We start from the raw sequence: 24863 nt of genomic DNA on the forward strand, positions 1-24863 counted from the left end.
CATACAAATATCTTTTATGATGGGACATTAAGATAACCTAGGTTATATATGGCTACCTCAAGATATATTTTGCCGATTAGTGGTTAGTAAAGCGTGATCATATTGAGCTATGGCATTTTTTTTGCTCATTTCAATCAAGTTTATAATTTTTTCGCGAGGCATATACAATTCAGTAGTCCACCACACAGGATGTGTTAAAACCTGCAATTGATTAATGCTATCATCATTTAATACATCATCTAAGGAACGAAAACGCCAAAACCCGTTTGAGTCCGAGCAATAATTTACTTTCGTTTTAAAATGTTTAGAATAAGTATTAATCATTCCAGCATAAGTGTTTTCACTAAATGCCATGGTCAAAGAGCTTGGATTGTGGAAAGAAAAAACTTCAATCGAATAATTAAATAATTTCTGCAAAATATTTTTCTCGAAGGTTAGCCAATCTATTAGTTCTAAAATAGATTGAATTTTGTAATAATTACAATCGAAATGTAATCCAATTGAATGGCCATAAGACAAAATTTCCCTGACAAGACCCAATGAGTTTCTATCGAATAAATTGTAATAATTACTGTGTAATAGCAAGAAATAAGTTGCTTTAATACAATTTTCATGTTCAATTTTCGCCATTTCAACCGCTTTTTCTAACGAAAAATCAATATCGTGACGCCAAAAAACAACATTTTCGTTATTACACTTATCCCATTCAGAATATTCAAGAAAACGAAATTTGTTAACCGCTCGTTTTAATAGCTCAATATAGCATTCTATTGTAAATTCTTTAGGATCGTAGTTAACCATATTTCAGAGAGCCACTTCTTTATTTCTGCAATAATCAACAATACCTTGAATCGAAGAGCATTGGTCTACATCTTTATCCGGTATGTTAACTCCTAAGCGTTCGTCAATTGCCATTAAAATGCTAGCTAAATCTAATGAATCTAAACCAAATTCAACAAAATTGTCTTCAATACCTAACCTAGATATATCAATTCCTTTAATCGTTTCTGTAATTAATTTTTTTATGACTTGTTCTGTTATCATGATAAACCTTCTTTGAATTAGTTAGTACTGTTGTTGCCCATGATAATCCAACACCAAACCCGGAAATTATAACACGCTTACTCTTTTTTAAAACTTGCTCTCTGGCTAAAGACATTGGAATGGAGGATGAGATGGTATTTCCATAATTTCCTGCAACAAAGGGAGTTTTTTCTTGTGCCTCAATTCGTTCTGCTATGGTTTCAACAATATAGCGACTGCCTTGATGCAAAATAATTTGATCAATATCCGATAACGATAGATGATTTTTTTCTAATGCTGATGCAATGCTTACAGGGACTTTTTTTGCAGAAAAATTAAAAACATTTCGTCCGTTCATTTGTAATTTATGGCTCTCATCAACATAGAGCGACATACTTTCTGCACCATCAGTCCCAAAATCAAATGAACCAATTTGCCATGGGGCATCAGATTCCAATAACGTTGCTGTAGAAGCATCACCAAAAAGCAAGCTTGTATTTCTATCATTCATATCAACAATCTTAGAATAAGGATCTGCTGTGATTAGAACTCCTTTTTTTAAATGATTGCTTTCCATAAAAGACTTAATTATTGACAACCCATATACATAACCAGAGCAACCAAGCGATACATCAAATGCAGCACAATGAGCTGATAAGTTTAATTGAGAATGCACTAAAGCAGAATTGTGAGGAAGACCAAAACCATCTGGGTTCTGAGTCACCAAAATCAAGCAATCAATTTCTAAGTGGTTGAGATTATTTTTGAAACATAACTGCTCCACTGCTTTTACTGCTAAAGAAGTCGTTGTTTCATCATCAGATTTTCGAGCAAGTTGCAACATCCCGATTTTATCGCGGATTAGTTGCTCAGAAGCACTGAGGACTTCCGCTCGTTTTAGATTATCAAGTTGTGCGATAGGTAGATAATATGAAATATCGGAAATACCAACTTCAATCATTGAGAAGCCTTAGAAAAATCGGAAAAATAGATATAACCATAGAAAACATCATCAACATAGATAGCAGACTTCGTAAGTTTTACACCTAGGTTATTTATTAAACGTAATTCAAAATTTCCAATTATTGGCGGCTTATATAATTCGAGTTTGGTAAATGCCCATTTCACTGAATTAGATATGGTATGTTCAAGAAGCTTTTTGTTTAAAGCTACAACATATTCACTAAAGCTATAAGCTGATGGGCATGAAGTTAAATTAATCGACTTATTACCCATAAAAAAACCTTTTGTTACATGCGATTCATCATAGGAATAACGTTTAATAATAGCTTGCGAAGGATGCTCCAGAATTCCCCAGCAATCAGTTTTAGTTTGCTTTGAAACAAAAATATTTCCTGCAAAGGCACTTTTAGAAAAAGAATCTTCTAGAGGAACTATCGATAAAGCACGGGTCATTTTACGATGCAGAATCATAGTTAGCTCTTCAAAATGAGCTAAGTTTGCAATCACGGCGTTAAAAATATCAGTACTGTGAATATAATCTCTTTCACCCTTGAATGAGAGATCTAAGTCGATTTTCTTGGGAGTCACAAATGATTTTTATTTATTTTAAAAAGAAGCTAGAATCTAGCATTTCTTCCAACAAACATCAATAAAATGAAAAAAATCGTGATTTTAGGAGGCCATGGAGATGGCTTAGTCGCAGCACAAGTGATCAAAGATATGAGTTTGGCTGGTAATCCGATTATGCTTGCAGGCTTTCTGAATGATCACTGCGTTCCTGGCACACTAATACATAACATTCCTGTATTAGGTCGTATTCAGGATTGGAAAACTCTTAATGATGAGTATTTCTTTCATCCTGCCTTACACAAAGTAAAACAGATGATTGAACGCAAAAAACTTCTGTTGCAACTAGAAATACCCAATCAAAGAATAGCTTCGCTTATTCACCCAACAGCTGTTATTGCAGATAATACTAAAATCCAGCATGGAACGCTTATTTGTTCTTATGTAACCATCCAACCGGGAGCGAACATTGGAGCATTTAATTCAATCCGTGCAGGTGCAAACATTGGTCATGAGGCAGTAACAGAAGATTTTTGCTATATAGGCCCTAACGCAACCATGACAGGTAAGTCAAGGTTAAAGGAAGGAGCACATCTTGGTCCAAATGCTGTTATCACAGATGGGATTACTTTGCAAAATTTCTGCATCGCCGGCGCAGGCTCCGCTATTATGCAAGAAACCACCCCTTTTTCTATATATATAGGCAATCCAGCTCGAAAAGTATTAACAAGTTCTCAAGAAGCATAAAATATCACAACCATGTTACAAAAATCATAGATAGTATAAATCTATTACAAGAAGTGAGCACACCAGTTTTCTAGGTTCAATAACGACCAGATAAATAATCGTCTATTTTTTGCACCGGATAAGTGTTCGTTTAACATAAATTGAACTGTCCCTGAATCAAAAAATTCATAGATTCGAGCTTCCTTGTTCAAAATTAACGATCGAATAAATTCAATGCTATCCCCTTTAAACCAACTATTATCTGGTGAAGAAAACCCTTGCTTTGGAGCATTAATATGCGATTCAGGAATATATTTTTGCAGAGCTTTACGCAAAATTAACTTACCATCATTATTTTTGGTATAGCTGTTATGCGTTTTCTTTCCTATTATATTTTCATCAATCCGCAGCATTTCTTGCAAGCGGTTAAGTTTTAAGTTAACGGGAATTTTTTGGGCGAATTCAACTAGATCATTATCCAAAAATGGCACTCTGACCTCTAAGGAGTGGGCCATGGACAACTTATCCTCGACAACAAGCAAGCCATGTAAAAATGTTTTTGTCTCAAAATATAAGGAATGGTTTATATAATCCTCGGGCCTATATAAACTATCTGAGTACTGCTTAAAAACTGATTTAAAAATATCTTTCGTCCAAACATGGGAAACCTTTGCCCTTATAGGAGCAAATAACTCTTTGATAAGACTATTAGGTACTAACCGCTGCCAAAATTGATAATATTTATCAATATAATCATCAAAGCTATCATTATTGATCGCACGATAGTACCGCCAAGGGTAACCACCAAATAACTCATCACCACCAGCACCGGATAAAACCACCTTTACAAATTTACCCGCGAGCTTTGCAGCATAATAATTTGGATAACTTTGGCCGACACGCGGTTCTTCAAGGTGCCAAGCGAAACTGGGCAAACATCGCTCCATATCCCCAGATTTTAAAACCATTTCATAATGTTCAGTTTTGCAAAGATAAGAAAGAAACTCAGATTTTGCACGTTCATCATAGCCAAGCTCTAAACCAGAGGCATTATTTAAATCAAACCCAATAGTAAACGTTTTAATATATGGTAAATTTTTAGCTGCCACCGCTGTAATCGATCCACTGTCTATCCCGCCACTAAGAAAAGAACCAATTTCTACATCACTAATCAATTGACGATTGACCGCCTGCTCGAATAAAAAAGTTAACTCTTCAACATACTCTTCTTCACATTTTATGGCTGTTGTCTCGCTGAAATCAAAATCCCAATATTGTTTTTGGATAACTTGGGTATCACCTTTTAAATTAATTTCAAGATAGTTTCCTGGAGGCAATAAATATACGTTGCCAAATAAGGTTTTATCAGTAAAAAAATTCTGAAAAGTAAAATATTCTAACAAACCCTCATAATCAAGCGGAGGCTTCTCATCCAAATAGGCTAAAATAGCTTTAACTTCGCTACCAAAAATAATTTGATTAGACCGCGTTCTAGTATAGTATAAGGGCTTAATTCCATAGCGATCCCGCACCAAAAATGCTTTATTTAAATTTCTGTCCCATAGAGCAAACGCAAACATCCCATTAAATTTAAATATGGCCTCAATGCCCCATTCAATATAGGCATTCACTAAAACTTCTGAATCTGTCTCAGAATAAAACTCATAGCCTAATGAAAGCAATTCATTCTTGATTTCTTTGAAATTATAAATTTCACCGTTATAAGTTACCCAGACGCTTTTGGAAATATCTGAAATAGGCTGAAATCCGGAAGAAGATAAATCAAGTATTGCAAGCCTTCGATGACCAAAAAATAGATCCCATCGATGCTGATAAAGATAATTTTTAGATTGGGGATCATCAATACAAGGAATCAACCCTATCTCATGAGCAAATTTCTTTTCCGTAAAAGCTTGATAATACTGTTGTGAGCGTGGGTGATTATTTCCTGTCTGTGCAATGAGGTAACCCGCACCATTTGGACCGCGATGTTGAATAGCATCACACATTAATTTTAATCTTTCAGGATGAATACTTTCTCCTGAGAGTGAAATAATCCCAGCTATACCACACACTTTAATGCCCCATGAATATGTTCAATTACGTATTCAAATTCTTCTTTAGTCATTTGAGCATACAATGGTAATGCGATACTTAACCTATCAGCAGCATAGGATTTAAGATAATCGCCGTGTTGTAGATGATAACGTCCAGCATAATAACCTAAGGTATGAACAGCATGTGTTCCTTGACGTGTTGCAATCCCTTTCTCTTCGAGCATTCTCATGAGTTCATTACGTTTTACATTCAGGGAATCGATTGCTTCGAGAGTTAAACTATCAAGATCTGCTCCTAGAGTAAAAAGAGTCACATAAGATTGATAGCCATGAGTATAGCCATCAGCTTCAGAAGGTAATTTAAATGCAGATAGTTGGCTCAAAGCTTCATCATACTGTTTTGCAATATTTCTTCGACCATTCATGATCATTTTAGATTTACGCATTTGGCAAACACCTAACGCACCTTGAAAATCCGTCATGCGATAATTGTAACCCCGAAGCGTAAAATCAGGCAGTAAAGACCCTCCTTTTTCTTTATGACGTTCTAGATCGGATTTAGAAGCACCATGGTCGCAAAGCTGTGAAACTATTTTATAAATAGCTTCATCTTGGGTCACTAACATCCCACCCTCACCCGTTGTAATCGATTTTCGCGGATGAAAAGAGAAGCAACCAATATGTCCTACGGTACCAGAATGCCTTTTTCCGATCCAGGCATCAAACCCACAGGCTGAGTCTTCTATTACGTACAAACCATATTGCTGTGCAAGTTTCATCACTGTATCTAAGTCTGCACATAATCCAAAAAGATTAACTGGCATGATTGCTTTAATAGCTGGATCAGAATCAAGGATTTCAACTAGTTTTTTGGTATCAATATTAAAGGTATTCAAATCAATATCACAAAAAACGACCTCAGCACCCGTATATTCCACCGCATTTGCAGACGCCACATAGGTAAACGAGGGAACGACAACTTTATCACCAGGTCCTATTCCTAAGGCCACTAAAGCAAGATGTAGTGCTGTTGTACAGTTGCTAACTGCTTTGGCATAAGACGATTGAATATATTCAGCAAACATTTGTTCAAATTGTTTTACATAAGGTCCTTGAACTACCCAACCACTTTGCAATGGTTTTATTATCTCAGCCTGCTCTTCAGCATCAAACACGGCTTTTGTAATCGGAATATACTGCATTTTAATTCCTTAATTGTTATACAAACTCACTGGACAAACAACAACTTGATTCAAATTCAAACTCACCAGTTTGTCGCCAGTGAATTAATTTTTTTAGCCCTTCTTTCAAAGAAATATGATATTGAAATCCAATTTGTTGTTGAGCCTGTTGAGTTGATCCTATTCTATTTTTAACCAATTGACGCGCATCATCAGCTCCATAAGGCTGGTAGTTCACTTCCAAATCCGACTGCTTTAAATCCAAAATAAGATCGCATAATTCTCTAATGGTTGTTTGTACTCCCGTGCCAACATTATAAAATCCGTGTTTCACGGGAGAGGTCAGAGCATTCATATTGGCTTTAGCTACATCTTCTACATAAATAAAATCGTACGCCTGACTCCCATCACCATTTACCACAGGCGGTTCATGCTTATCAATTTTATTTAACATAATTGGAATAACGCCAGAATATACAGCATGTTGATCCTGACCTGGTCCATACACATTCATATATCGTAAGCCAATAACTTCTAAACCATAGCGATCATGGAATGCAGTACACATCGCTTCACCAGATATTTTTGTAGCGCCATAAAAGTTTTTATTATTAAACGGATGGGATTCACGCATGGGCACCTCTATCGCATCACCATAGACTGAGGCGCTAGATGAATATATCAATTTTTTTACTTTATGCTTAACGCAAGCCTCCAATACGTTAAAAGTTCCTGCTATATTGACGTCAAACGCTGTGCGAGGAAAATCTTTGCAATGAAGTAACCACATAGCAGCTAAATGAAATACATAATCCATTCCTTCTACAGCTTTATCCAAAACGTCCACTTCCCGAATATCACCACCAAAAGGAAATAAGTTACAGCGAGGATCGTTAAGACAGTCATCTATATTTGATAACTTTCCGCGAGCAAAATTATCAAAAATAAAAACTTTCTTGACATTTGTTTTTAATAATTGTCTTACAACAAAGCTACCAATAAACCCTGCACCGCCAATAACTAAAATCTTTTTACCTTCTAAATTCACATAAACTCCTTGCCTAAACGTATGGCGCTTGAATCACATAAAAAATTATCAATAATCAATTTAGAAAAACTAAATGCACTTGTAAACGCTGGGGATACTGCATTAAGAACATGCGTTTCATTTTCCGTGCTCTTAAATAAAAAGTCCATCACTAATTCTTTTTCATGCTTATCATATAGCTGTGCTCTAATTCCAACCTTTGAACTTTTAACCAAATCATTTCCTTGAATACGTGGTATCAATTGTCGAGCAGAAGCGATAAATCCAGCTTTAGTGAATTGTCTTATTTCTTGGTGTGCATATAGGCGAAATCCTTGCTTATTACTTATATACTGTCGAGCAAGATGTATAAATATCTCTAGCGTTTCTTTAATACTCATGCCTTTTATCCCCCCATAATGCTCACGTCCAAAAGCAGGGAAAGCAGAGGGGCCGATATAAATCTTCCCTGAGACTGACCGAGTAAAATGAACACCAAGGAAGGGGACATTCATATCTGGGGCAGGATAAATCAAATGATTAATTTTAATAGGAGCGTTAGCTTTCAGTTCATAATAAATACCCTTAAAAGGAATCATAGTATATTGCTCTGCAATTCCGCATTCCTTTGCGATAATATCCGCATTAAGCCCAGCAGTGTTAAATAAATGGCCGTATGAAAAAATTAAATTGTTGGAAAATACTTTTTTTCTTTTAATATCAATTTTTTTGCAAGGTTGATTAAAATAAAAAACAACTTTTTTCTTAAGCAACTGTTCGTATAGATTTAAAAGAATTGTTTTAGGTTCAATAACCGAAGTATCAGGGGAATATAAGGCTTGACTTCCGAAGATCTTAGCTTCTGGCTCAATCTCTCTAAGCCCATATTCATCAATTAAAGAAACATTTGCACCATTTTGTCTTGCACACTGATATAACATTTGTATTGTGCTTTGATCAGAGGGCTTAGTAGGTGTAATAATTTTTCCTATGGGATTAAGTGGGAGTTTATATCGTTTGCAATAATCTGCCATTGCCCGTGCACCTTGTAAGCACAGTTTTGCCTTTAAAGATCCTTCCTTATAATAAATGCCTGAGTGCAGAACACCACTGTTACGGCCACTCGCATGCAATCCAATTTCGGTTTCTTTTTCAAGAACGACAATACGTGCTTGAGGTTGTTTCCTCACTAATTCACGAGCCAGGCTTAATCCAATTATACCCGCGCCAACAATAAGGTAATCTGCGTATACTACATTGCTTAACATAATATTTTAAGGATATGCTCAGCCGCATTACCCTCACCGTATAATATTTTGGAATTTAATTCTGAATAAGGCTTTAATTCGAGAAATTCGACTAAAGAAAATGGCTTGTCCGGCGAACATAATCGATTCCAACCTGCATCTACTAATTCCACCCATTCTGTTTCATCCCGCAATGTAATACAGGGAACTTGATTAAAATAAGCTTCCTTTTGTACCCCGCCCGAGTCAGTAATTATTGTCATCGCATGCTCTTCTAAAGCTAGCATGTCAAGATATCCAACAGGCTCAATTAGATGAACATGATGTGTAAGAGAGCTCAATAAATCTTGCTTCTCAAGCACCGCCCGGGTTCTTGGATGCAAGGGCAAGATAACTTTAGTTACTTCACTTAACTCAATGAATGCATTACAAATATTACTTAACCTCTGGGAGCAGTCTGTATTTTCTGCGCGATGGATGGTGGCCAAACAATAAGATTTAGGTTCTAAAGCCAAATCATCAACAATGGTTTTTCTATTACTATTAAACTCGTTGTAATAAAGCGTTGCATCATACATGACGTCGCCTACATTAAAGATATTCTCTTCTCTTATGCCCTCTTTAACTAGCTGTTGATAGCCATTTTGCGTCGGGGGAAATAAAATGGTACTTAGGTGGTCGGTCATAACGCGGTTAATTTCTTCAGGCATTTTACGATTAAATGATCGTAAGCCTGCTTCAACATGCGCAATCGGTATATGAAGCTTAGCTGCGGCCAAAGCACCAGCTAAAGTAGAGTTAGTATCGCCATAAACGAGCACCCAATCTGGTTTTTCTTTCAGTAAAACTTCTTCAAGTGCCGCAAGCATTAGTCCGGTTTGTTTGCCGTGTAACCCCGAGCCTATATTCAAATTATAAGTAGGCTTGGGAATATCGAGCTCTTCGAAAAACTGCTCGGACATATTGGCGTCATAATGCTGCCCTGTATGAATAATAATTTCTTGAATATGCGGTGTAGATTTAATGACTCTGGATACGGTCGCGGCTTTTATAAATTGTGGTCTAGCTCCGACGATGGTACATAGCTTCATAGTGTTCCTTTTATCTGTATAGGAAGATTTTCTGTTCGGTAAATACATTTAGGGTGGAATTTGCTCTCGTAAAAGTCTGTACTAACCATTCTTTTTGTTCCGATCTTACCTTCACCCTAGCGCCAGGCAAGATCTTGAGTGAGGATAAATTCCTCGTAATATCATCGCACGGTACTTCATGTGCAGTATCCTTTGTTTTGAGGCTCCTAGCATGGATCCTGCGGTCAAGCCGTGTGGCGTAGGCTTAAGATGTGATCAAGAGACAGGGTCAAGCCGCAGGACGTTGAAATATATAACAGATATTATATTTAAACGATGAAATTGTCATTTTTTGATTATTCATGCGTTTGCCCTGACCCTAGCTCTCTCCCGTCAACAGTACATGAGATTTAGTGCTATATTCAAGAAGTTGAACGGTGTTATCTTGTTTTATATATATATCATCAGTATTTGGGCATTTGGCCATCCATGAGCCATCAGGTTGTTTTGTAAAGGTTAATTGCTCTCCAAAACGACTCATCCAGCCAATTTGTCGGGCAGGTACACCTACCATGAGCGCGTATGCTGGCACATCGCGGTTGATCACTGCTCCTGCTCCGATAAAGGCATATTCTCCAACTGTTACACCGCAGACAACGGTGCAATTTGCGCCTAATGTCGCTCCCTTTTTAATGAGGGTATTACGATACTCTTTCTTACGAGACACAGCTGATCTAGGATTATATACATTCGTGAATACCATGCTGGGTCCACAAAACACATCATCTTCAAGTGTTACGTTATCATAAACGGAAACATTATTTTGAATTTTTACATTGTTGCCAATATTTACACGATTGCCGACATATACATTTTGTCCAAGACTACAGCACTCACCAATGTTTGCACCAGAACTCACATGAACCCAATGCCAAATTCTTGTGCCCTTACCAATGGCTGCACCTTCATCAATAATTGCAGTTTCATGTGCTTGAAAAGGCATCTTACAACTCCAACGGCAAATGAACTGTTTGATTATCACGAGCCGCTCGATAAGCAGCGATTAATAATTCTAATGAGGTTAATCCCTCTCGACCGTCTACCAGAGGTGCTTCTTTCCCTTGCAGGCTGTTAATGACATTATCATAATAGAGTGGATGGCCAAATCCATACACAGACGTTGTTTGGTAGCTGGCTTGTTTGATTTGCTCATCTTCAGGCAGATTATCAGCAAATTCCCAATGTTGGATTTCATTGACAGCAAGTCCTCCGACTCTTACCGTCCCCTTCTCACCTAAAATGGTGATGGAACCTTCGAAATTTTTAGGATATGTGAGCATGGTCACATTTACCGAACCCATAGCACCATTTCGCCAGCGGATATTCAATACGCCTGTATCTTCTGCTTGAATTTTTCGCTCCAAGGTGCCCATCATCGCTTGGACAGATTGTACAGGGCCTAATAGCCAGTGAATTAAATCAATATAATGACTGGCTTGATTCATAAACGAGCCACCATCAAGCTCCCACGTGCCACGCCATCCACCACCTTGATCATAATAATCTTGGGGACGAGTCCAAAAAACATTGATATTCGCCATGTAGATTTTACCGAAACGACCGCTGTCTACTGCTTTTTTTAAAAGTTGTAACGTGGCATTCAGCCGATTTTGTTTAACCACAAATAAACGAACACCTGCCTCATCACAAGCTTGTACCATGCGCAAACCATCTTGCCATCGAGTGGCCATTGGTTTTTCCGTGATAACATGGCGTCCTGTTTCGGCAATTTTGATCGTTTGAGAAGGATGAAGGCCACTTGGAGTGCAAAGCGTGACGATATCTGCATTAGAATACTGTAACAATTCATTAACATTCGAATACCCATCGACACCATATGATTCCGTTGCAATTCGAAGGGCTGAAGGATCCGTATCACATACGGCCGTTAAATGAAGTCGATCACCATGCTGCTTAATGGCTTCTAAGTGATTTTTTGAAATTCTGCCACATCCAACCACGGCAATGTTAACTTTCCGATCATTTATAAACCAAGGTGACTTTGTCATGCTTAAGCACTCACTATATTATCTTGTTTAAATTGTTTGAAAGCGCCACGTGTGTCAATGATTAGGTTTGCATTAGAGGCAATCAGATCATAATCAAAGGCACGATGGGCTGTGGTTAAGACCACGCAATCAAATTGACGCAATACTTCTGCGGATAATTCTATACTATGTAAATCAAAATGATGAGCACGCATAGCAGGAAATACTGGAACGTGAGGATCAGAGTAGGATACCTCCGCACCCTTTGCTTGTAGAAGTTCCATCACTTCTATCGAAGGAGATTCCCGCATGTCATCGACATCGCGCTTATAAGCGATGCCTAAGATTAAAATTTTGCTGTTTTTAATAGCACGCTCTCTAGTATTTAAAGCATCACTTACTTTATGAACAACCCATTTAGGCATGCTGCTGTTAATTTCACCGGCAAGCTCAATAAATCGAGTATGAAGTCCATACTCTCTGGCTTTCCACGTTAAATAAAATGGGTCAATAGGTATGCAATGCCCGCCAATTCCTGGTCCTGGGTAGTAGGGTACAAAACCAAAAGGCTTTGTGGCTGCTGCGTCAATGACTTCATAAATATCAATATCCATTTTATCCGCTAAGACTTTCATTTCATTCGCTAAGCCAATGTTTACCGAGCGGTGAATATTTTCCAAAAGCTTGGTCATTTCAGCAACTTTTGCAGAGGACACTTTAACCACTTTATCAATAACTGCCGAATACAAGCTTAATCCCGCTTCAGAGCAAGATTCAGTATCACCCCCACAGACTTTTGGAATGGTGGATGTTGTAAAATGCGCATTACCTGGATCTTCCCTTTCAGGGGAGTAAACTAAAAATACATCTTCGCCAATTTTTAAACCAGTACTTTCGATTCTTGGCTTTAATTCTTCTTCGGTTGTCCCAGGATAGGTAGTGCTTTCTAATGAAATTAGCTGGCCAGCTCTTAAGTGGGGGAGTAGTGCATCAATGGTCTGCAATACGAAGCTTAAATCTGGTTCTCTGTATTTATCAAGCGGAGTTGGTACACAGAGAATAAGTGCATCAGCCTCGGTAGCCTTCGAGAAATCAGACGTGGCAATAATCCTATGTTGTACTTCTGTGATTCGCGTCGATGTTATATGTTGAATATAGGATTTACCTTGATTGAGCAATTCATTTTTGTGCTCATCTACATCGATACCAATGACTCGGTATCCAACCTCGGCAAATCGAAGCATAAGGGGTAAGCCCACATAACCTAACCCCACAATACCAATAATGGCTTCTTTGTTACTTATTTTTTCTTTGAAGCTCGTTAGCATGGTTTATTCCTTTGCTTTAAATCATAGAATGTTATTATTTAACGTACAGCTCAACTCCGGGTTATAGCTATCGCTTTCTATAGCAACTACAAGATTAAACTGACTTAGTACTTATATGTTTTTCCCTCATCCGCCCCCCGCCTTCGCGGGGGCAAGCTCTTCGGGCACCTTCTCCCGTTAGCGGGAGAAGGAGGATAGTGCGCTCTTATTATGCGGTTGCCATTGTTTCTGAGAGAACTTCCTCTAAAGCCGTGCAAACTTTTTTCTGATCTTCCAAGGTTAGGTAGGGATGCATTGGGAGACTCATTACCCGGCTTGCAGCTCGTTCTGTTTTTGGAAACTGTTGTTCTCCAGGATAAAGTGTTTTAAAAATCGGTTGTTCGTGTAACCCAACTGGATAATGTACAGCAGTGGGGATACCTCTATCATTTAATTGGCTCTGAACATACTCTCGATTAGGCACTTCAATGGTATACTGAGCATAAACGCTAGCATTATGAGCTAGAATGTTCTGCTTTTTAATCGCTTTAGGAAGAAGCGTTTGATATCGCTCGGCAACTTCCTGACGAAGTTGTACTTCCTCAGGGAAAAGAGCTAATTTTTCAAGCAAAATAGCCGCTTGAATTGTATCCAGTCGGCCATTAATTCCTAAACTGGTGTGGTAATAACGCTTAGATTGCCCATGTGTTCGAATTTCATTCATTCGTCTTGCAAGTTCTGCATCATTCGTAAAGCAAGCTCCGCCATCACCGTAACATCCTAAGGGTTTGGAGGGAAAAAAACTGGTACATCCAATCGTCGTTAGACCACAAGATTGGTTTCCTTTATAGGTTGCGCCAAAACTTTGAGCGCCATCTTCGATAACCGGAAGATTATGACGCTTTGCTATGGTGTTAATTTCATCAAAGTCAGCGCATTGGCCATAAAGGCTCACCGGCATGATAGCCTTCGTTTTAGGGGTAATCGCCGCTTCTATTTGAGAAGCATCGATATTATAGGTCGATTCATTGATATCAACAAATACGGGTTTAGCTCCTAAAAGAGCAATCACCTCGGCAGTTGCAAAAAAGCTAAATGGAGTAGTGATTACTTCATCACCCGCTTTAACGTCTAAAGCCATAAGCGCAATTAACAAAGCATCGGTTCCACTGGATACCGCGAGCGCGTGCTCTACACCGACATATTTAGCAAGCGATTGTTCTAGCTCAGGAATTTCTGGCCCCATAATAAACGCCCCGTGATTTAAAACAGTTTTAAACCGTTCAATAAGGCGTTGCTCAATGCGATTGGATTGTGCTTTTAAATCAATGAATTGCATAGCGTCTCTCAAAAGTATTGTTTTAATTCAGGTACATAGCGCTGATGGGTCTTCATGCAACGCTTGATTGTATCCATGTTTTCTGTTGTCCAATGAATTGTTTTTTGTAATCCCTCGGGTAAAGTCACTTTAGCTTTGAAACCAAGTTCGCGCTCTGATTTGCCAGTATCACCATGGCGCTTACCTGAGCGGTCCCAGGCACGAGCAGGCATGTCTGCAATTGCTGCCGTATTACCACTCATTTCGTTAATTAACACAGCGAGATCTCGAATTGAAGTCTCAACGCCTGAGGCGATGTTATACACCCCACCATTTTTTCCGCGTAAAGCACAAGCAATAAGTCCTTCAGCAATGTCATCCACATATATAAAATCACGCGTTGCAATGCCATTATTTTCTAACGGTAAAGGTTGGTGATGTAATGCTTTAAAAATAAATGTTGGTGTAACGTTTCGCCAAACCGTATTGGCATTACCTCGCCATTGGCCTGCACCTAAAATTTCACCGGGGCCATATACATTTTGAAACCGGGCTTTGACGAAGGGCATGTTATAACGCATAAAGTAGTAATTGCCATAAAATTCACCGAAAATTTTCGACATTTGATACGGACTATCTAAATAAAGTGAAACATCTTCTTGTTCCACGGTCGCTTCTGCATCATCAAATGTTTTTTTAGCAACCGTGCATCCCGCTGACGAATAAACAACCTTCTCCAATGATTTAAACCTGCTGATTCGATCAAATAATTTTAAACTGGTCAGGGTATTATTTTCATGATCTTTTAAAGGATCTTCAATTGAACTTTGATTTCCGTGATACGTTGCTAAATGAAACACGTAATCCAGATCTTCAGGTAAGTTATATAAAATATGATCTTCCGTAATCGATCCATGCACGAATTCTATGTGATTATGTTCTGGAACACGTGAGATATCTGCTGATAGTAAATTGTCAACAACGATTACTTTTTTAGCATTGCGTTCAAGAAGCATGTTGGTTAATGTACTTCCAACAAAACCAGCCCCACCGACGACTAATATTTTTTTACCTGAAAATTCAGTCATTATGTATTCTCATATTCAATTATTCTTTGTTATTTATGCCCGCCTTTAGATGGCCCGAATAAATCGGGCCAAGTAGGTGGGATTTAGGTAGCCTTGAATGAGACCCCTTTATGCTACTTTGTTAACCTCACTCGTTCAGGTCAAGACCCAACCGTGCTCATGGCCGATAAATCGGGCCAAGTAGGCGGGATTTAGGTAGCCTTGAACGAGCCCCCTTTAGGCTACTTTGTTAACCTCACTCGTTCAGGTCATGACCCAACCGTGCTCATGGCCAAATAAATCAGGCCACGTAGGTGGTTGAACGACCTACATGGCCTGACTTGTTCAGGCCATCTATAAAACTTTTATGCTACCTCTGGTTCTTCTACAGCAGCACGAAGATGAGTAAATGTTTGCTCAATACCATACTCTTTATAGTATTCAATAGCAGCGTTTACTCCATCTGATAATGGCGTATGCACTTCCCATGAGAAATCTTCTTTCGTACGAGAAGGATCTAAAAGAATGGTATATGCATCATCAGGATGACGCTCACGGACTTCAACTTCATTTTCAAGCTTAATGCTTAATGCTTCTAACGTTGCATCGAACAATTCTTTAATTGAGTAATCACTGCCAGAGGAGATGTGGTAATACCCATGGCCTTTCCCATCCACAGCTTTTTCAACGCAATCAACCAAATCCTGAATGTAGACAAAATCACGTCGAGTATCCATAACAAAACAAGGTTTATTTGATGTTAAGCGATGATAAAACGTTGGTAATGGTCCGCTGATGTTTCTAGGGCCATATGCATTTGCCAAACGGAACGATACGAAACTTAAGCCCGATAGCTCGATGTAGTGTTCTCCGGCAGTTTTACTAATGGCATAACTGCTTCCACGAGCATCAAAGTGATGATCTAACGTAACGGGTTGTTCTTTTGGATTTAATCCATAGCAAAGTGCGGTTTGAAAATAAACTATACGCTCGCAACCTGCTTTTTTAGCTGCAGAAACAACGTTCACTGAGCCAAGAACATTCGTTTGGCAATCTTCTACCCAGTTATCAGGGTCTTTATAAGAGGCCGCTGCATGAACCACCACATCGGGTTTAAATTGCGTAAAAATGCGATTCATTGCTTCGGTATTAGCAATGCTTTCTTCAATGACTTCTAAGTTTTTATGAGGTTTTAAATTGTCCCTTCTTCCCGTGCTGAAATTATCAATAACCAAAATCTTATCATTTCTTGCAAGCAATCGATCAGTCAAATGCGATCCAACAAACCCAGAACCTCCGGTAATTAAGACTTTCATTTCTATCTCCTCATTAATAATTTTTTTGCAGATTAGACCACACTTGTCATGCCGTTGCATGGGCAACATGGCTTGAACTATCGGCCCTCGTTTTATTGCTTAGCAGTGATTTAAATCGGTAAGCTTGGTCATGAAATTGCTGCTGCCAGATTTCATAACACAAAAATCCCCAAGTTTTACGACTAAATTTTCCGGTTTTATTAAAATTTTGAATTATTTTTTGATAATCAATAAAGCCATCTTTTCTGGAATTTCCAGCCGCAAGGATGTCATAAATATACTCTTTGAGTTCGCCCTGCATCCACTCCGTTAAAGGCACGGGAAAGCCCATTTTATCTTTACGATTAACGATTTGAGAGGGAAGAACGTCCGAATAGGTTTGTTTCAACAAATGCTTCATACGTCCATCTTTGAATTTGATGTTCGCAGGAATGGTTGCCATAAATTCAATTAATGGGGCATATAAAAAAGGAACGCGGGATTCAAGACCATGAGCCATGCTCACACGGTCCTCAACGTGGAGCAAACCCGGTAGCAAGCATTTAAAATCAAAATGCGTCATGCTATCAAAATATGATTCTGCTTTTTCAAATTTTGCGGTATTAAATACATTCAGAAATTGGCTATATACTTGATCTCGTTCGACAGAAGTCAACGTCACTTCCCCATCCAGATCCGCACCGCGGTCCACTAAAGCAAAATAACGACTTTCTAAAGGTTCAAATAATCCCTTACTCCAAAAACGCTTAAGTAAGGGCTTATAAGCGTTAAGTACTTCAAGATTTGGAATAATCGATTCTGCGGTAACAACAAAGTTCCCTTTTTTATAATTGCCTTCAATAGCCGCCTTCATGCATTGTTCAAAATAAGCAATCACATAACGCGCATATCCACCAAATATTTCATCGCCTCCTTGTCCACCCAACACTACTTTAACTTGCTGAGCTGCCATTTCAGAAACCATATATTGGGGAAATACACCAGGCCCTGCGACTGGAAAGTCCATATGATAAATGATTTTGCTGAAATGTTCTTGAAACTCTCGCGCGGTGATATCGCGAACGTGAAGCTTTGTGCCACATTTTTGTGCGGCGTATTGGGCATATTCACTTTCGTCGTAAGATTTATCTTCTAAAAAACGACCATGGAAAAAAGGCAGAGATTGATTTTTTTCTCGGGTTGCCAAAATACCGATAAGACTTGAATCCACCCCGCCACTGACATAAGCACCTAGATTAACGTCTGCGCGAAGATGGACTTGAATTGACTCATGAATGATTTCTTCAAGTCGATTAGCGAAATAGGTTTGAGTATGATCATAATCTATATGGTAATGTACATCCCAGTATCGCCAAATTTTTTGCTTTTCTGGGGTGATCAACATCGCATGGGCAGGCTCTAATTGCAACACATCACAAAAAAGTGTTTCTTCTCCCATAGGATATTGAAAGGTAATATATTCAACAAACGCTTTTCGATTTGTTTTTATTTCAGGAAGAAAAGGCATTAATGCCTTACTTTCTGAAGCGAAGATAAACTCGTTTTTCAGCCTCGTATAATAGAACGGCTTTATTCCGAAATGATCACGAGCACAAAAGAGTTTTTCGCCATCCCAGATAGCAAAAGCAAACATGCCTTTAAAATGTTTTACGCACTCCACCCCAAAGACTTTGTAAGCTGCAAGAATTACTTCCGTATCGGAGTTTGAGACAAATGTCCAATGAGGTGACAAGGACTTTCTAAGCTCGATGTGATTGTATAATTCCCCGTTATAAACAATAACATCCCCGGTTTGAGAAACCATAGGCTGATGAGCGTGCGTTGATAAATCGATAATGCTTAATCTGCGATGAGCAAGACCGATGCTTTGTTCTTGATTGGTCCAAATTCCTTCGTCATCGGGTCCACGATGCGCAAGCAGGTCATTCATAACCGAAAGTTTATTGACTAGATTATCTATTGTGTTTTTTTTTAGATTAAAGATTCCTGCAATTCCGCACATAGACACCATTCCATTAAAAATATAATCAAACTTCGTTATAATTGCTTGATTTGAGTTGCTAAAAATTAACTGCTCGTCTAACTTTCATTACCCTGCCCCGCAATTTGATGAACCCGGATAAATTCGTAGTTTCTGCATTCAAGCCGTGGGAAATTGAGGAGCATCCGAACATCGTCAAAGGGGCTAGTACGCTAAAAATTAGCAATGGCACCACCAATATAACTCAGTCTAAAGCTCGCGAAATACTATCAAGGCATCATGCTTTAGTCAAATTCTAAACGATTTAATAATGAACAAAAATTTGGATGAAAGTTTTAGATATCTCTACTGCAAAACGATTCAATAGAGGATATACTCACCTCATGAACGAGATTAGGATTACTACATGACCTTAAAGGCCATGTATAACAATATTGCCAGTCGCTATTGTGTAGCCAATCGATTTGGGTCGATAAGTAAAAGTCATCAGCGTGCGATTGAGCAGATTAAGTATGCCAATTTAGGCCAGAAACCGAACTATAAAGTACTGGATCTAGGCGTTGGGAATGGTGCTTTTCTAAAAGAATTAGAGCAACATATGCCTGATGCTTTGTTTACAGGTATTGATGTTTCGCCTGAAATGCTTGCACGCGCTCAACAAGCCTTGGATTTAACGACTATTGAGGCTAGTGCTACAGAAGCAAGTCACTTATTGCCACATCACAGCCAAGATTTAGTCCTTGCGCATTTTATTAATGCTTATATTCCTATTAATACACTATTTGGCCAAGCTAAGCTTTTAACAAGAGCTTCAGGACATTTCTCTTTAATTACCACCACTTATGAGTCCTTTCCAGTCGCTCAGGAGCAGCTTGCTCATTTTATTACGCAAGAAAGTGTATTAAGTCGAATTGTGGGACATTATTATAAAGCCATTGTTAAAAATACTACGGTTGCGGCAGGAAAAGAGGAATTAATGCAAGCGTTTTGCCAACATCAATTCAAGGTAATTGCGCACGATCGTTTAGAAATACCAATCACAATCAATGATATTGATGAATTAGTGATGTTTGGCATTGAAGGGACTTGGTTTTTAAATAGTCTTTCCATTAAGCTCTTACCTAAAAATTTTTTACTTCATCGTTTAAAACGATTATTTAGTAAAATTTTTACCTTTCCATATCATGATACGCACATTATTGATGTGGTATTGGCAGAGAAGTAGGTGTCAGGTGTCAGGTGTCAGGTGTTCGTGCGGCTTGGTGTGGTGATTACAACCGACATTCCACAGCATAGTATTTCTCAATTTTTAGCAAAAAAGACGCAGGTGCGGAATGTCGGTTACAAGCCTAGATTGTCTCGTTTAAAGACTCGGTCGGCTCGATAGCTTGAACGAACCAAGGGGCCTGAGGCTACTTCAAAAAATCCTTTCTTTAGGCCAATTTGTCGTAATTGATTGAATGTCTCTGGGGTTACATATCGTGTAACAGGTAAATGATTTTTTGTAGGTTGTAAGTACTGTCCCAGGGTGAGAATATCCACTTGTTGACTACGCAAATCATCCATCGTTTGGATGATTTCTTCATCGGTCTCACCAAGCCCTAGCATTAAACTGGTTTTAGTCAGTACATCTGGTCGGTACTGCTTTGCAAATCCAAGTAAATTAATGGTTTGCCAATACCCTGCCCGATTATCGCGAACTGGATGAGTTAAGCGCTCTACGGTTTCAACGTTTTGTGCGAAAACATCTACCCCACTCTCTAGTAGCAAAGCAATATCGCTGTGATTCCCTTGAAAATCAGGAGTTAATGCTTCCACTTTAGTATGAGGGCATTGGGATTTGATAGCACGAATAGTATCGGCATAATGCTTTGCACCACCATCGGGGAGATCATCGCGGTTCACCGAAGTTAATACCACGTAATCCAAGTTCATTAATGAAACCGTTTTAGCCGTATTGTACGGCTCTTCTTCATCAAGCCAGCCGCGCGGATTTCCGGTATCTACCGAACAAAATCGGCATGCTCTAGTACAAACCTCACCCATCAACATGATGGTAGCAGTGCCATGTGACCAGCATTCTGCAATATTCGGGCATTTGGCTTCTTCGCAAACGGTCGCTAATCGATGTTCTTTAACTTGATGCTTAACCTGTTCATAAGCAGGTGATGTATGATTCACAATCCGTAACCATTTGGGCTTTGGGAGACGTTCATATGACGATGAGGCTGATTTAACCCCATCTTTTATCGCTACAAACCCCTGCTTTGTCTTATATTTATGACCACTTTCAACGACAACGGGTATATCTTTGAGTTTACTCATTGCACACCTGCATAACAAATTATCCTAATGATCGCAAATAGAGCGCCTTAAATCAAGGTGATCTATCTTATCTGCTTTGTAAGACATTCTCTCAAGGTTACTTCTTCTTAAGCAGCAATTCAGAATGTGATCCATCACAAAAAGGCGGCTCTTTCGTTTTTTTACATGCGCAAAAGAGAACCGTTTCGGTCACTAAAGCGCGATACACTTTACAAAGCTCTCCACAGTCTTCACGATCACAAAGCGGTTGTTGTTTTGACTTTCCACACCCACACCATCGATAGGCTTTGCCTGCTTCAACTTCATAGGCGATCGGAAAATAATTAGGATATGAATTATTTTTCTTCATGCCTGGATCTCCAATACGGCAATATCCAGCCTACAAGAAGTGCAATCAACAAAACAACATAGGAGTATATGAGTTTAGAAAGCCAAATAGGTTTCAAAAGTAAAATAATAGCGACTCCTAAAAGAAAAACCCAAGCACTAATGTATAGCTGTTTATGATAAGATTGCATGCGCTTTAAATACGTTGAGAAAAAATAAATTAGGAAAAAAAGAATAAACGGAATGATATAAAACAATGAATACATAAAGAGATATGTGACACGTTGAAGAGAAGTAAGCGATTGGCCAATTAGCCACTGTTCAAAAATCAAACCAACATTCATTAAACAGAATTGCTGATAAGAAAAAACGAAAACTGTAGTTAAAATAATAAAAGGCCATATCCTAGGCATAGGCTTATTTATTTTTAGTTGGGAGCGAAACCCATAAAAAACCAGATACAGTAAGAAGATTAATCCAAATGCATTCGCAATCCATCTCAAGGCATTAAACCATTCATAATAAAGATTTGTAAATGCCAACTTAAAATAGGTAAGAATCCATAACGTTGTAATAAAGATTATTCCTATCATAGCTTGTTGGTTTTTAAATCCTGGATATAAAGATACAAAAGCGAAAAGCACCAAATAGATAAATAAAGAACATGGAGTAACAGCATCCATCAAGCCAGATAAGGGGATGAATAATTGAGGATTCCGAGCAATCCAACTATCAATTTCATATTGACTAGCAGAACCTTTCGCCCTTAATACACTAATCGTCGCTTGTGGTAATGTTCCGTATTTTTTTATTTCATCGCGACAATAAGTCATTGCATTCAATAAAGGCTTTCCAGAGCGTTCAGCGTCGGCAAAACCCACCCACCTAGAATCGCAAAAGAAAAAAGCAGGAACGGCGAAATTATTAACATCTTGTGATTGAAGTCGTTCATAAAATAATTTTAACGCGGCTTTATCTTTATCAATTATATGACGCTCAAACTTAAGCCAAGGATAGTTCGGTGCAACTTCTTTAAAATATTCATCCGCTTTATGACAATGTGGACACGTCGAAGACATGAATAAATCAACATGTAACGTTACCTGTTGATCGGGGCCTACGGTATACCATGGCGATTTGGTATTGGCCTGTACTGGTAGTGCGATAAGAATAATGACTAAGGTTAAACATGATGTAATCAGCGAGATTCGTGCCAAAACCATGCTTATAACCCTATAGATAAGTGCATGAAACGATAAACGACTATTGCACTTGGTAAAGGCTCTGTGGTCCATTACATGTACCCTTATACGATAACGTACCTATTTCGTTATGATAATTATATTACGACATTCCGACACCGGCGTCTTTTTTTGCTAAAAAATACTAGGGTGCTGAATGTCGGATATTCTTATACTTCTTTTAATTTTTGGCTGCGTGAGGTGCGCTCTCGTTGAATAAGCAATAAATTTCTGGAATAAATAAAGACGCCTGTTGATTGGCCCAAAATGAACACCGGATCACGCTTATAAACTGAATAAGCCAATAATGTGACACCACCTAATAAACTTAAATACCAAAACGCCACCGGAATCACACTCCGTTTCACTTTTTCACTGACTAACCATTGAACTATAAAACGTGCTGAGAATATTGCTTGGCCTAAAAGCCCAACGCCCAACCATACATACTCAATGTTCAACATGATAAACCTCCGGTGCACAGGGGCGTTTAAGTAACCAGCGCATCCCTATTAAATCATGAATACCTACAAACAATCGGTTCATTACGCCATATTTCGAAACGCCGTGCCGACGCGGACGATGGTTCACTTTAACATTAACAAGTTGATACCCTGCGCGTTTAAATAACGCCGGCATAAATCGATGCATATGATTAAAGTGGGGCAACATTAAGAACGCTTCACGAGGGAAAAGCTTTAAGCTACAGCCAGTGTCTGGGCACTCATCATGAAGTATCCATTGTCGAACACGATTTCCAACCCTAGATGATAAACGACGCAGCGCATTATCATCGCGCTTTTGGCGATTGCCTAAGACAACGGTTTTCGGCGTTAAAGCATGCTGATATAAACTTGGAATATCAGCAGGATCATTTTGACCATCACCATCCATGGTAACCAAGGTAGGATAACGAGCAGTTCGGGCGCCACTTAAGAGCGCTGCACTTTGTCCATAATTGCCCTTATGAAAAACTGCCTGAAGATTATCATAGATTTTAGCAAGAGCCCCTAATTTTTCTTTTGTGCCATCGGTACTGCCATCATCCACATAAATCACTTCAAAACGATATTGGCTTATGGGCAGCGAAGCAACAATTTCTTGATATAAGGCTTCTACATTATCCACTTCATTGTAGACTGGAATGATAATTGATAATTCAACTGGCGATTCAACGGACATCGTAGGCACCTAACTCGTCAAAAGTTAGGCATTATATCGTAATTTCACGATTCGGTTCTAGATCAAAGGGAATTAGCCAACCATTCCCAAACATAAAGCTCAGAGCTGGCAAGATCTCTTTGTCAGAAAACTTTCGTAAACTGCCTAAAGTCATCCCGGCAGGCGCACATCCTATGCGCTGAAGGAAAATTAAGCACGGCAACGTTGTATCACAGGGAGCTGAGATGCATCAAATGTTCGCCGATACCACCAATAGATGATGCTCACTTCAATAAATGACAAGTAAGCGGCCATTAACACATCACTTAAATAATGATGGGTTAATAGAACTCTTGAGATTGCAATGCAAAAAGCAACCATAAGAAAGGTGTAAGCATGTTTCGGGAAAATAATACAAAGGCCTAAGGCAACGCCTATAATGTTCGTCGTATGGCCAGAAGGAAACGACCAGAATGAAGCCTTGGTTTTAAAGCCATAAAATCCGTACAGCCCCTCATTAAACAATAACATGGGACGAGCACGACCCAGAGAATATTTTAAAACGATACAAATTAAACTTGGGATAACCACGCATAACCATAAGAACCAAGCTCTTTTTTCCCAGATTGGTTGACGATACACATAACGAAACAACATCGCCAATAAAAAAAACGAAACAATATAAATTCCTCCTAAACCTATATTCGTTATCCACACTAAAATTAGTAAATTGGATTCTAGGTCAAGACTTTGAAAAAAAAGTGCTAAAGGTTGGTCAACATATAAAAAACACAGTGCAATTAATAAAACATAGCCAATTGCAAACCAAGGGTTTGCCATAACAGATACCAATCGGTCAAATGGCATTGAGGTATTTTTATTGAATGTATTCATAATAGGCCTTTGATGTG

The 24863-nt window shown here is 38.6% G+C and carries 24 protein-coding genes; 2 read left to right on the plus strand and 22 right to left on the minus strand.

Translation table 11 applies throughout. The features are described 5' to 3' along the window. Positions 1 to 57 precede the first annotated feature (57 nt). Genes E1O41_RS03405 through E1O41_RS03420 form a run of 4 tightly spaced genes read right to left on the minus strand, consistent with a single transcriptional unit; the run spans position 58 to position 2574 of the window. Positions 58 to 801: a polysaccharide deacetylase family protein gene (locus tag E1O41_RS03405; protein WP_131775910.1), complete on the minus strand. Its 744-nt coding sequence runs from the start codon at positions 799 to 801 to the stop codon at positions 58 to 60. Positions 802 to 804: 3 nt separating this feature from the next. After that, positions 805 to 1044: an acyl carrier protein gene (locus E1O41_RS03410; protein ID WP_131775911.1), complete on the minus strand. Its 240-nt coding sequence runs from the start codon at positions 1042 to 1044 to the stop codon at positions 805 to 807. Continuing rightward, on the minus strand, positions 998 to 1984 hold the full coding sequence (locus tag E1O41_RS03415) for a ketoacyl-ACP synthase III (protein WP_131775912.1): 987 nt from the start codon (positions 1982 to 1984) through the stop codon (positions 998 to 1000). The genes E1O41_RS03410 and E1O41_RS03415 overlap by 47 nt, the downstream gene beginning before the upstream one ends. Beyond that, the gene (locus tag E1O41_RS03420) at positions 1981 to 2574 is read right to left on the minus strand and encodes a hypothetical protein (RefSeq protein WP_131775913.1); all 594 of its coding nucleotides are present in this window, start codon (positions 2572 to 2574) and stop codon (positions 1981 to 1983) included. Before E1O41_RS03420 ends, E1O41_RS03415 begins: the two co-directional genes overlap by 4 nt. Positions 2575 to 2640: 66 nt before the next feature. On the opposite strand from E1O41_RS03420, the gene E1O41_RS03425 reads away from it, so the two are divergent. Then, entirely contained in the window at positions 2641 to 3300 is a 660-nt protein-coding gene (locus E1O41_RS03425) for an LbetaH domain-containing protein (protein WP_131775914.1), read from the plus strand. A gap of 44 nt (positions 3301 to 3344) precedes the next feature. On the opposite strand, the gene asnB (E1O41_RS03430) is transcribed toward E1O41_RS03425, so the two are convergent. The 12 genes from asnB (E1O41_RS03430) to asnB (E1O41_RS03485) form a co-directional block, all read right to left on the minus strand. Beyond that, a complete protein-coding gene (gene asnB / locus E1O41_RS03430) occupies positions 3345 to 5354 on the minus strand; it encodes an asparagine synthase (glutamine-hydrolyzing) (RefSeq protein WP_131775915.1) in 2010 nt (669 codons plus the stop codon). Beyond that, entirely contained in the window at positions 5342 to 6538 is a 1197-nt protein-coding gene (locus E1O41_RS03435) for a DegT/DnrJ/EryC1/StrS family aminotransferase (RefSeq protein ID WP_131775916.1), read from the minus strand. Before E1O41_RS03435 ends, asnB (E1O41_RS03430) begins: the two co-directional genes overlap by 13 nt. A 16-nt stretch (positions 6539 to 6554) precedes the next feature. Continuing rightward, entirely contained in the window at positions 6555 to 7565 is a 1011-nt protein-coding gene (locus E1O41_RS03440) for an NAD-dependent epimerase/dehydratase family protein (RefSeq protein WP_131775917.1), read from the minus strand. Beyond that, complete coding sequence (gene lhgO, locus E1O41_RS03445; protein ID WP_131775918.1) at positions 7562 to 8812, minus strand: L-2-hydroxyglutarate oxidase; 1251 nt, start codon at positions 8810 to 8812, stop codon at positions 7562 to 7564. The genes E1O41_RS03440 and lhgO overlap by 4 nt, the downstream gene beginning before the upstream one ends. Further along, a complete protein-coding gene (gene wecB, locus E1O41_RS03450) occupies positions 8806 to 9882 on the minus strand; it encodes a non-hydrolyzing UDP-N-acetylglucosamine 2-epimerase (protein ID WP_131775919.1) in 1077 nt (358 codons plus the stop codon). Before wecB ends, lhgO begins: the two co-directional genes overlap by 7 nt. 358 nt (positions 9883 to 10240) lie before the next feature. Beyond that, complete coding sequence (locus E1O41_RS03455) at positions 10241 to 10864, minus strand: acyltransferase (protein ID WP_131775920.1); 624 nt, start codon at positions 10862 to 10864, stop codon at positions 10241 to 10243. Between the two features lies 1 nt (position 10865). After that, the gene (locus E1O41_RS03460; RefSeq protein ID WP_131775921.1) at positions 10866 to 11930 is read right to left on the minus strand and encodes a Gfo/Idh/MocA family protein; all 1065 of its coding nucleotides are present in this window, start codon (positions 11928 to 11930) and stop codon (positions 10866 to 10868) included. A 2-nt stretch (positions 11931 to 11932) separates the two neighbouring features. Then, entirely contained in the window at positions 11933 to 13237 is a 1305-nt protein-coding gene (locus tag E1O41_RS03465; RefSeq protein WP_131775922.1) for a nucleotide sugar dehydrogenase, read from the minus strand. Between the two features lie 208 nt (positions 13238 to 13445). Beyond that, the gene (locus tag E1O41_RS03470; RefSeq protein WP_131775923.1) at positions 13446 to 14555 is read right to left on the minus strand and encodes a DegT/DnrJ/EryC1/StrS family aminotransferase; all 1110 of its coding nucleotides are present in this window, start codon (positions 14553 to 14555) and stop codon (positions 13446 to 13448) included. An 8-nt stretch (positions 14556 to 14563) separates the two neighbouring features. After that, positions 14564 to 15622 (minus strand): NAD-dependent epimerase/dehydratase family protein, encoded by a 1059-nt coding sequence (locus tag E1O41_RS03475; protein WP_131775924.1) that lies wholly within the window; start codon positions 15620 to 15622, stop codon positions 14564 to 14566. A gap of 344 nt (positions 15623 to 15966) precedes the next feature. Continuing rightward, positions 15967 to 16917, minus strand: coding sequence for an NAD-dependent epimerase/dehydratase family protein (locus E1O41_RS03480; RefSeq protein ID WP_131775925.1), 951 nt, complete (start codon positions 16915 to 16917; stop codon positions 15967 to 15969). Positions 16918 to 16963: 46 nt separating this feature from the next. After that, positions 16964 to 18919, minus strand: a complete 1956-nt coding sequence (gene asnB, locus E1O41_RS03485) for an asparagine synthase (glutamine-hydrolyzing) (RefSeq protein WP_131775926.1) — start codon at positions 18917 to 18919, stop codon at positions 16964 to 16966. Positions 18920 to 19304: 385 nt separating this feature from the next. On the opposite strand from asnB (E1O41_RS03485), the gene E1O41_RS03490 reads away from it, so the two are divergent. Beyond that, positions 19305 to 20123: a class I SAM-dependent methyltransferase gene (locus tag E1O41_RS03490; protein WP_131775927.1), complete on the plus strand. Its 819-nt coding sequence runs from the start codon at positions 19305 to 19307 to the stop codon at positions 20121 to 20123. Between the two features lie 116 nt (positions 20124 to 20239). Here E1O41_RS03490 and lipA read toward each other — a convergent pair whose 3' ends face one another. The 6 genes from lipA to E1O41_RS03520 all read right to left on the minus strand — a co-directional run bounded on the left by lipA (position 20240) and on the right by E1O41_RS03520 (position 24846). After that, positions 20240 to 21223: a lipoyl synthase gene (gene lipA, locus E1O41_RS03495; RefSeq protein ID WP_131775928.1), complete on the minus strand. Its 984-nt coding sequence runs from the start codon at positions 21221 to 21223 to the stop codon at positions 20240 to 20242. Positions 21224 to 21320: 97 nt separating this feature from the next. Then, positions 21321 to 21572: a CDGSH iron-sulfur domain-containing protein gene (locus tag E1O41_RS03500; RefSeq protein WP_131775929.1), complete on the minus strand. Its 252-nt coding sequence runs from the start codon at positions 21570 to 21572 to the stop codon at positions 21321 to 21323. Then, the gene (locus tag E1O41_RS03505) at positions 21559 to 22845 is read right to left on the minus strand and encodes a glutaredoxin family protein (RefSeq protein WP_131775930.1); all 1287 of its coding nucleotides are present in this window, start codon (positions 22843 to 22845) and stop codon (positions 21559 to 21561) included. Before E1O41_RS03505 ends, E1O41_RS03500 begins: the two co-directional genes overlap by 14 nt. 116 nt (positions 22846 to 22961) lie before the next feature. Further along, entirely contained in the window at positions 22962 to 23255 is a 294-nt protein-coding gene (locus E1O41_RS03510; RefSeq protein WP_229669311.1) for a lipid-A-disaccharide synthase N-terminal domain-containing protein, read from the minus strand. Beyond that, on the minus strand, positions 23242 to 23973 hold the full coding sequence (locus E1O41_RS03515; protein ID WP_131775931.1) for a glycosyltransferase family 2 protein: 732 nt from the start codon (positions 23971 to 23973) through the stop codon (positions 23242 to 23244). The genes E1O41_RS03510 and E1O41_RS03515 overlap by 14 nt, the downstream gene beginning before the upstream one ends. A gap of 189 nt (positions 23974 to 24162) precedes the next feature. Further along, complete coding sequence (locus tag E1O41_RS03520; protein WP_131775932.1) at positions 24163 to 24846, minus strand: phosphatase PAP2 family protein; 684 nt, start codon at positions 24844 to 24846, stop codon at positions 24163 to 24165. Between the last annotated feature and the right edge of the window lie 17 nt (positions 24847 to 24863).

The sequence above is a fragment of the Legionella impletisoli genome (assembly GCF_900639875.1).
GTDB classification, from domain to species: domain Bacteria; phylum Pseudomonadota; class Gammaproteobacteria; order Legionellales; family Legionellaceae; genus Legionella_A; species Legionella_A impletisoli.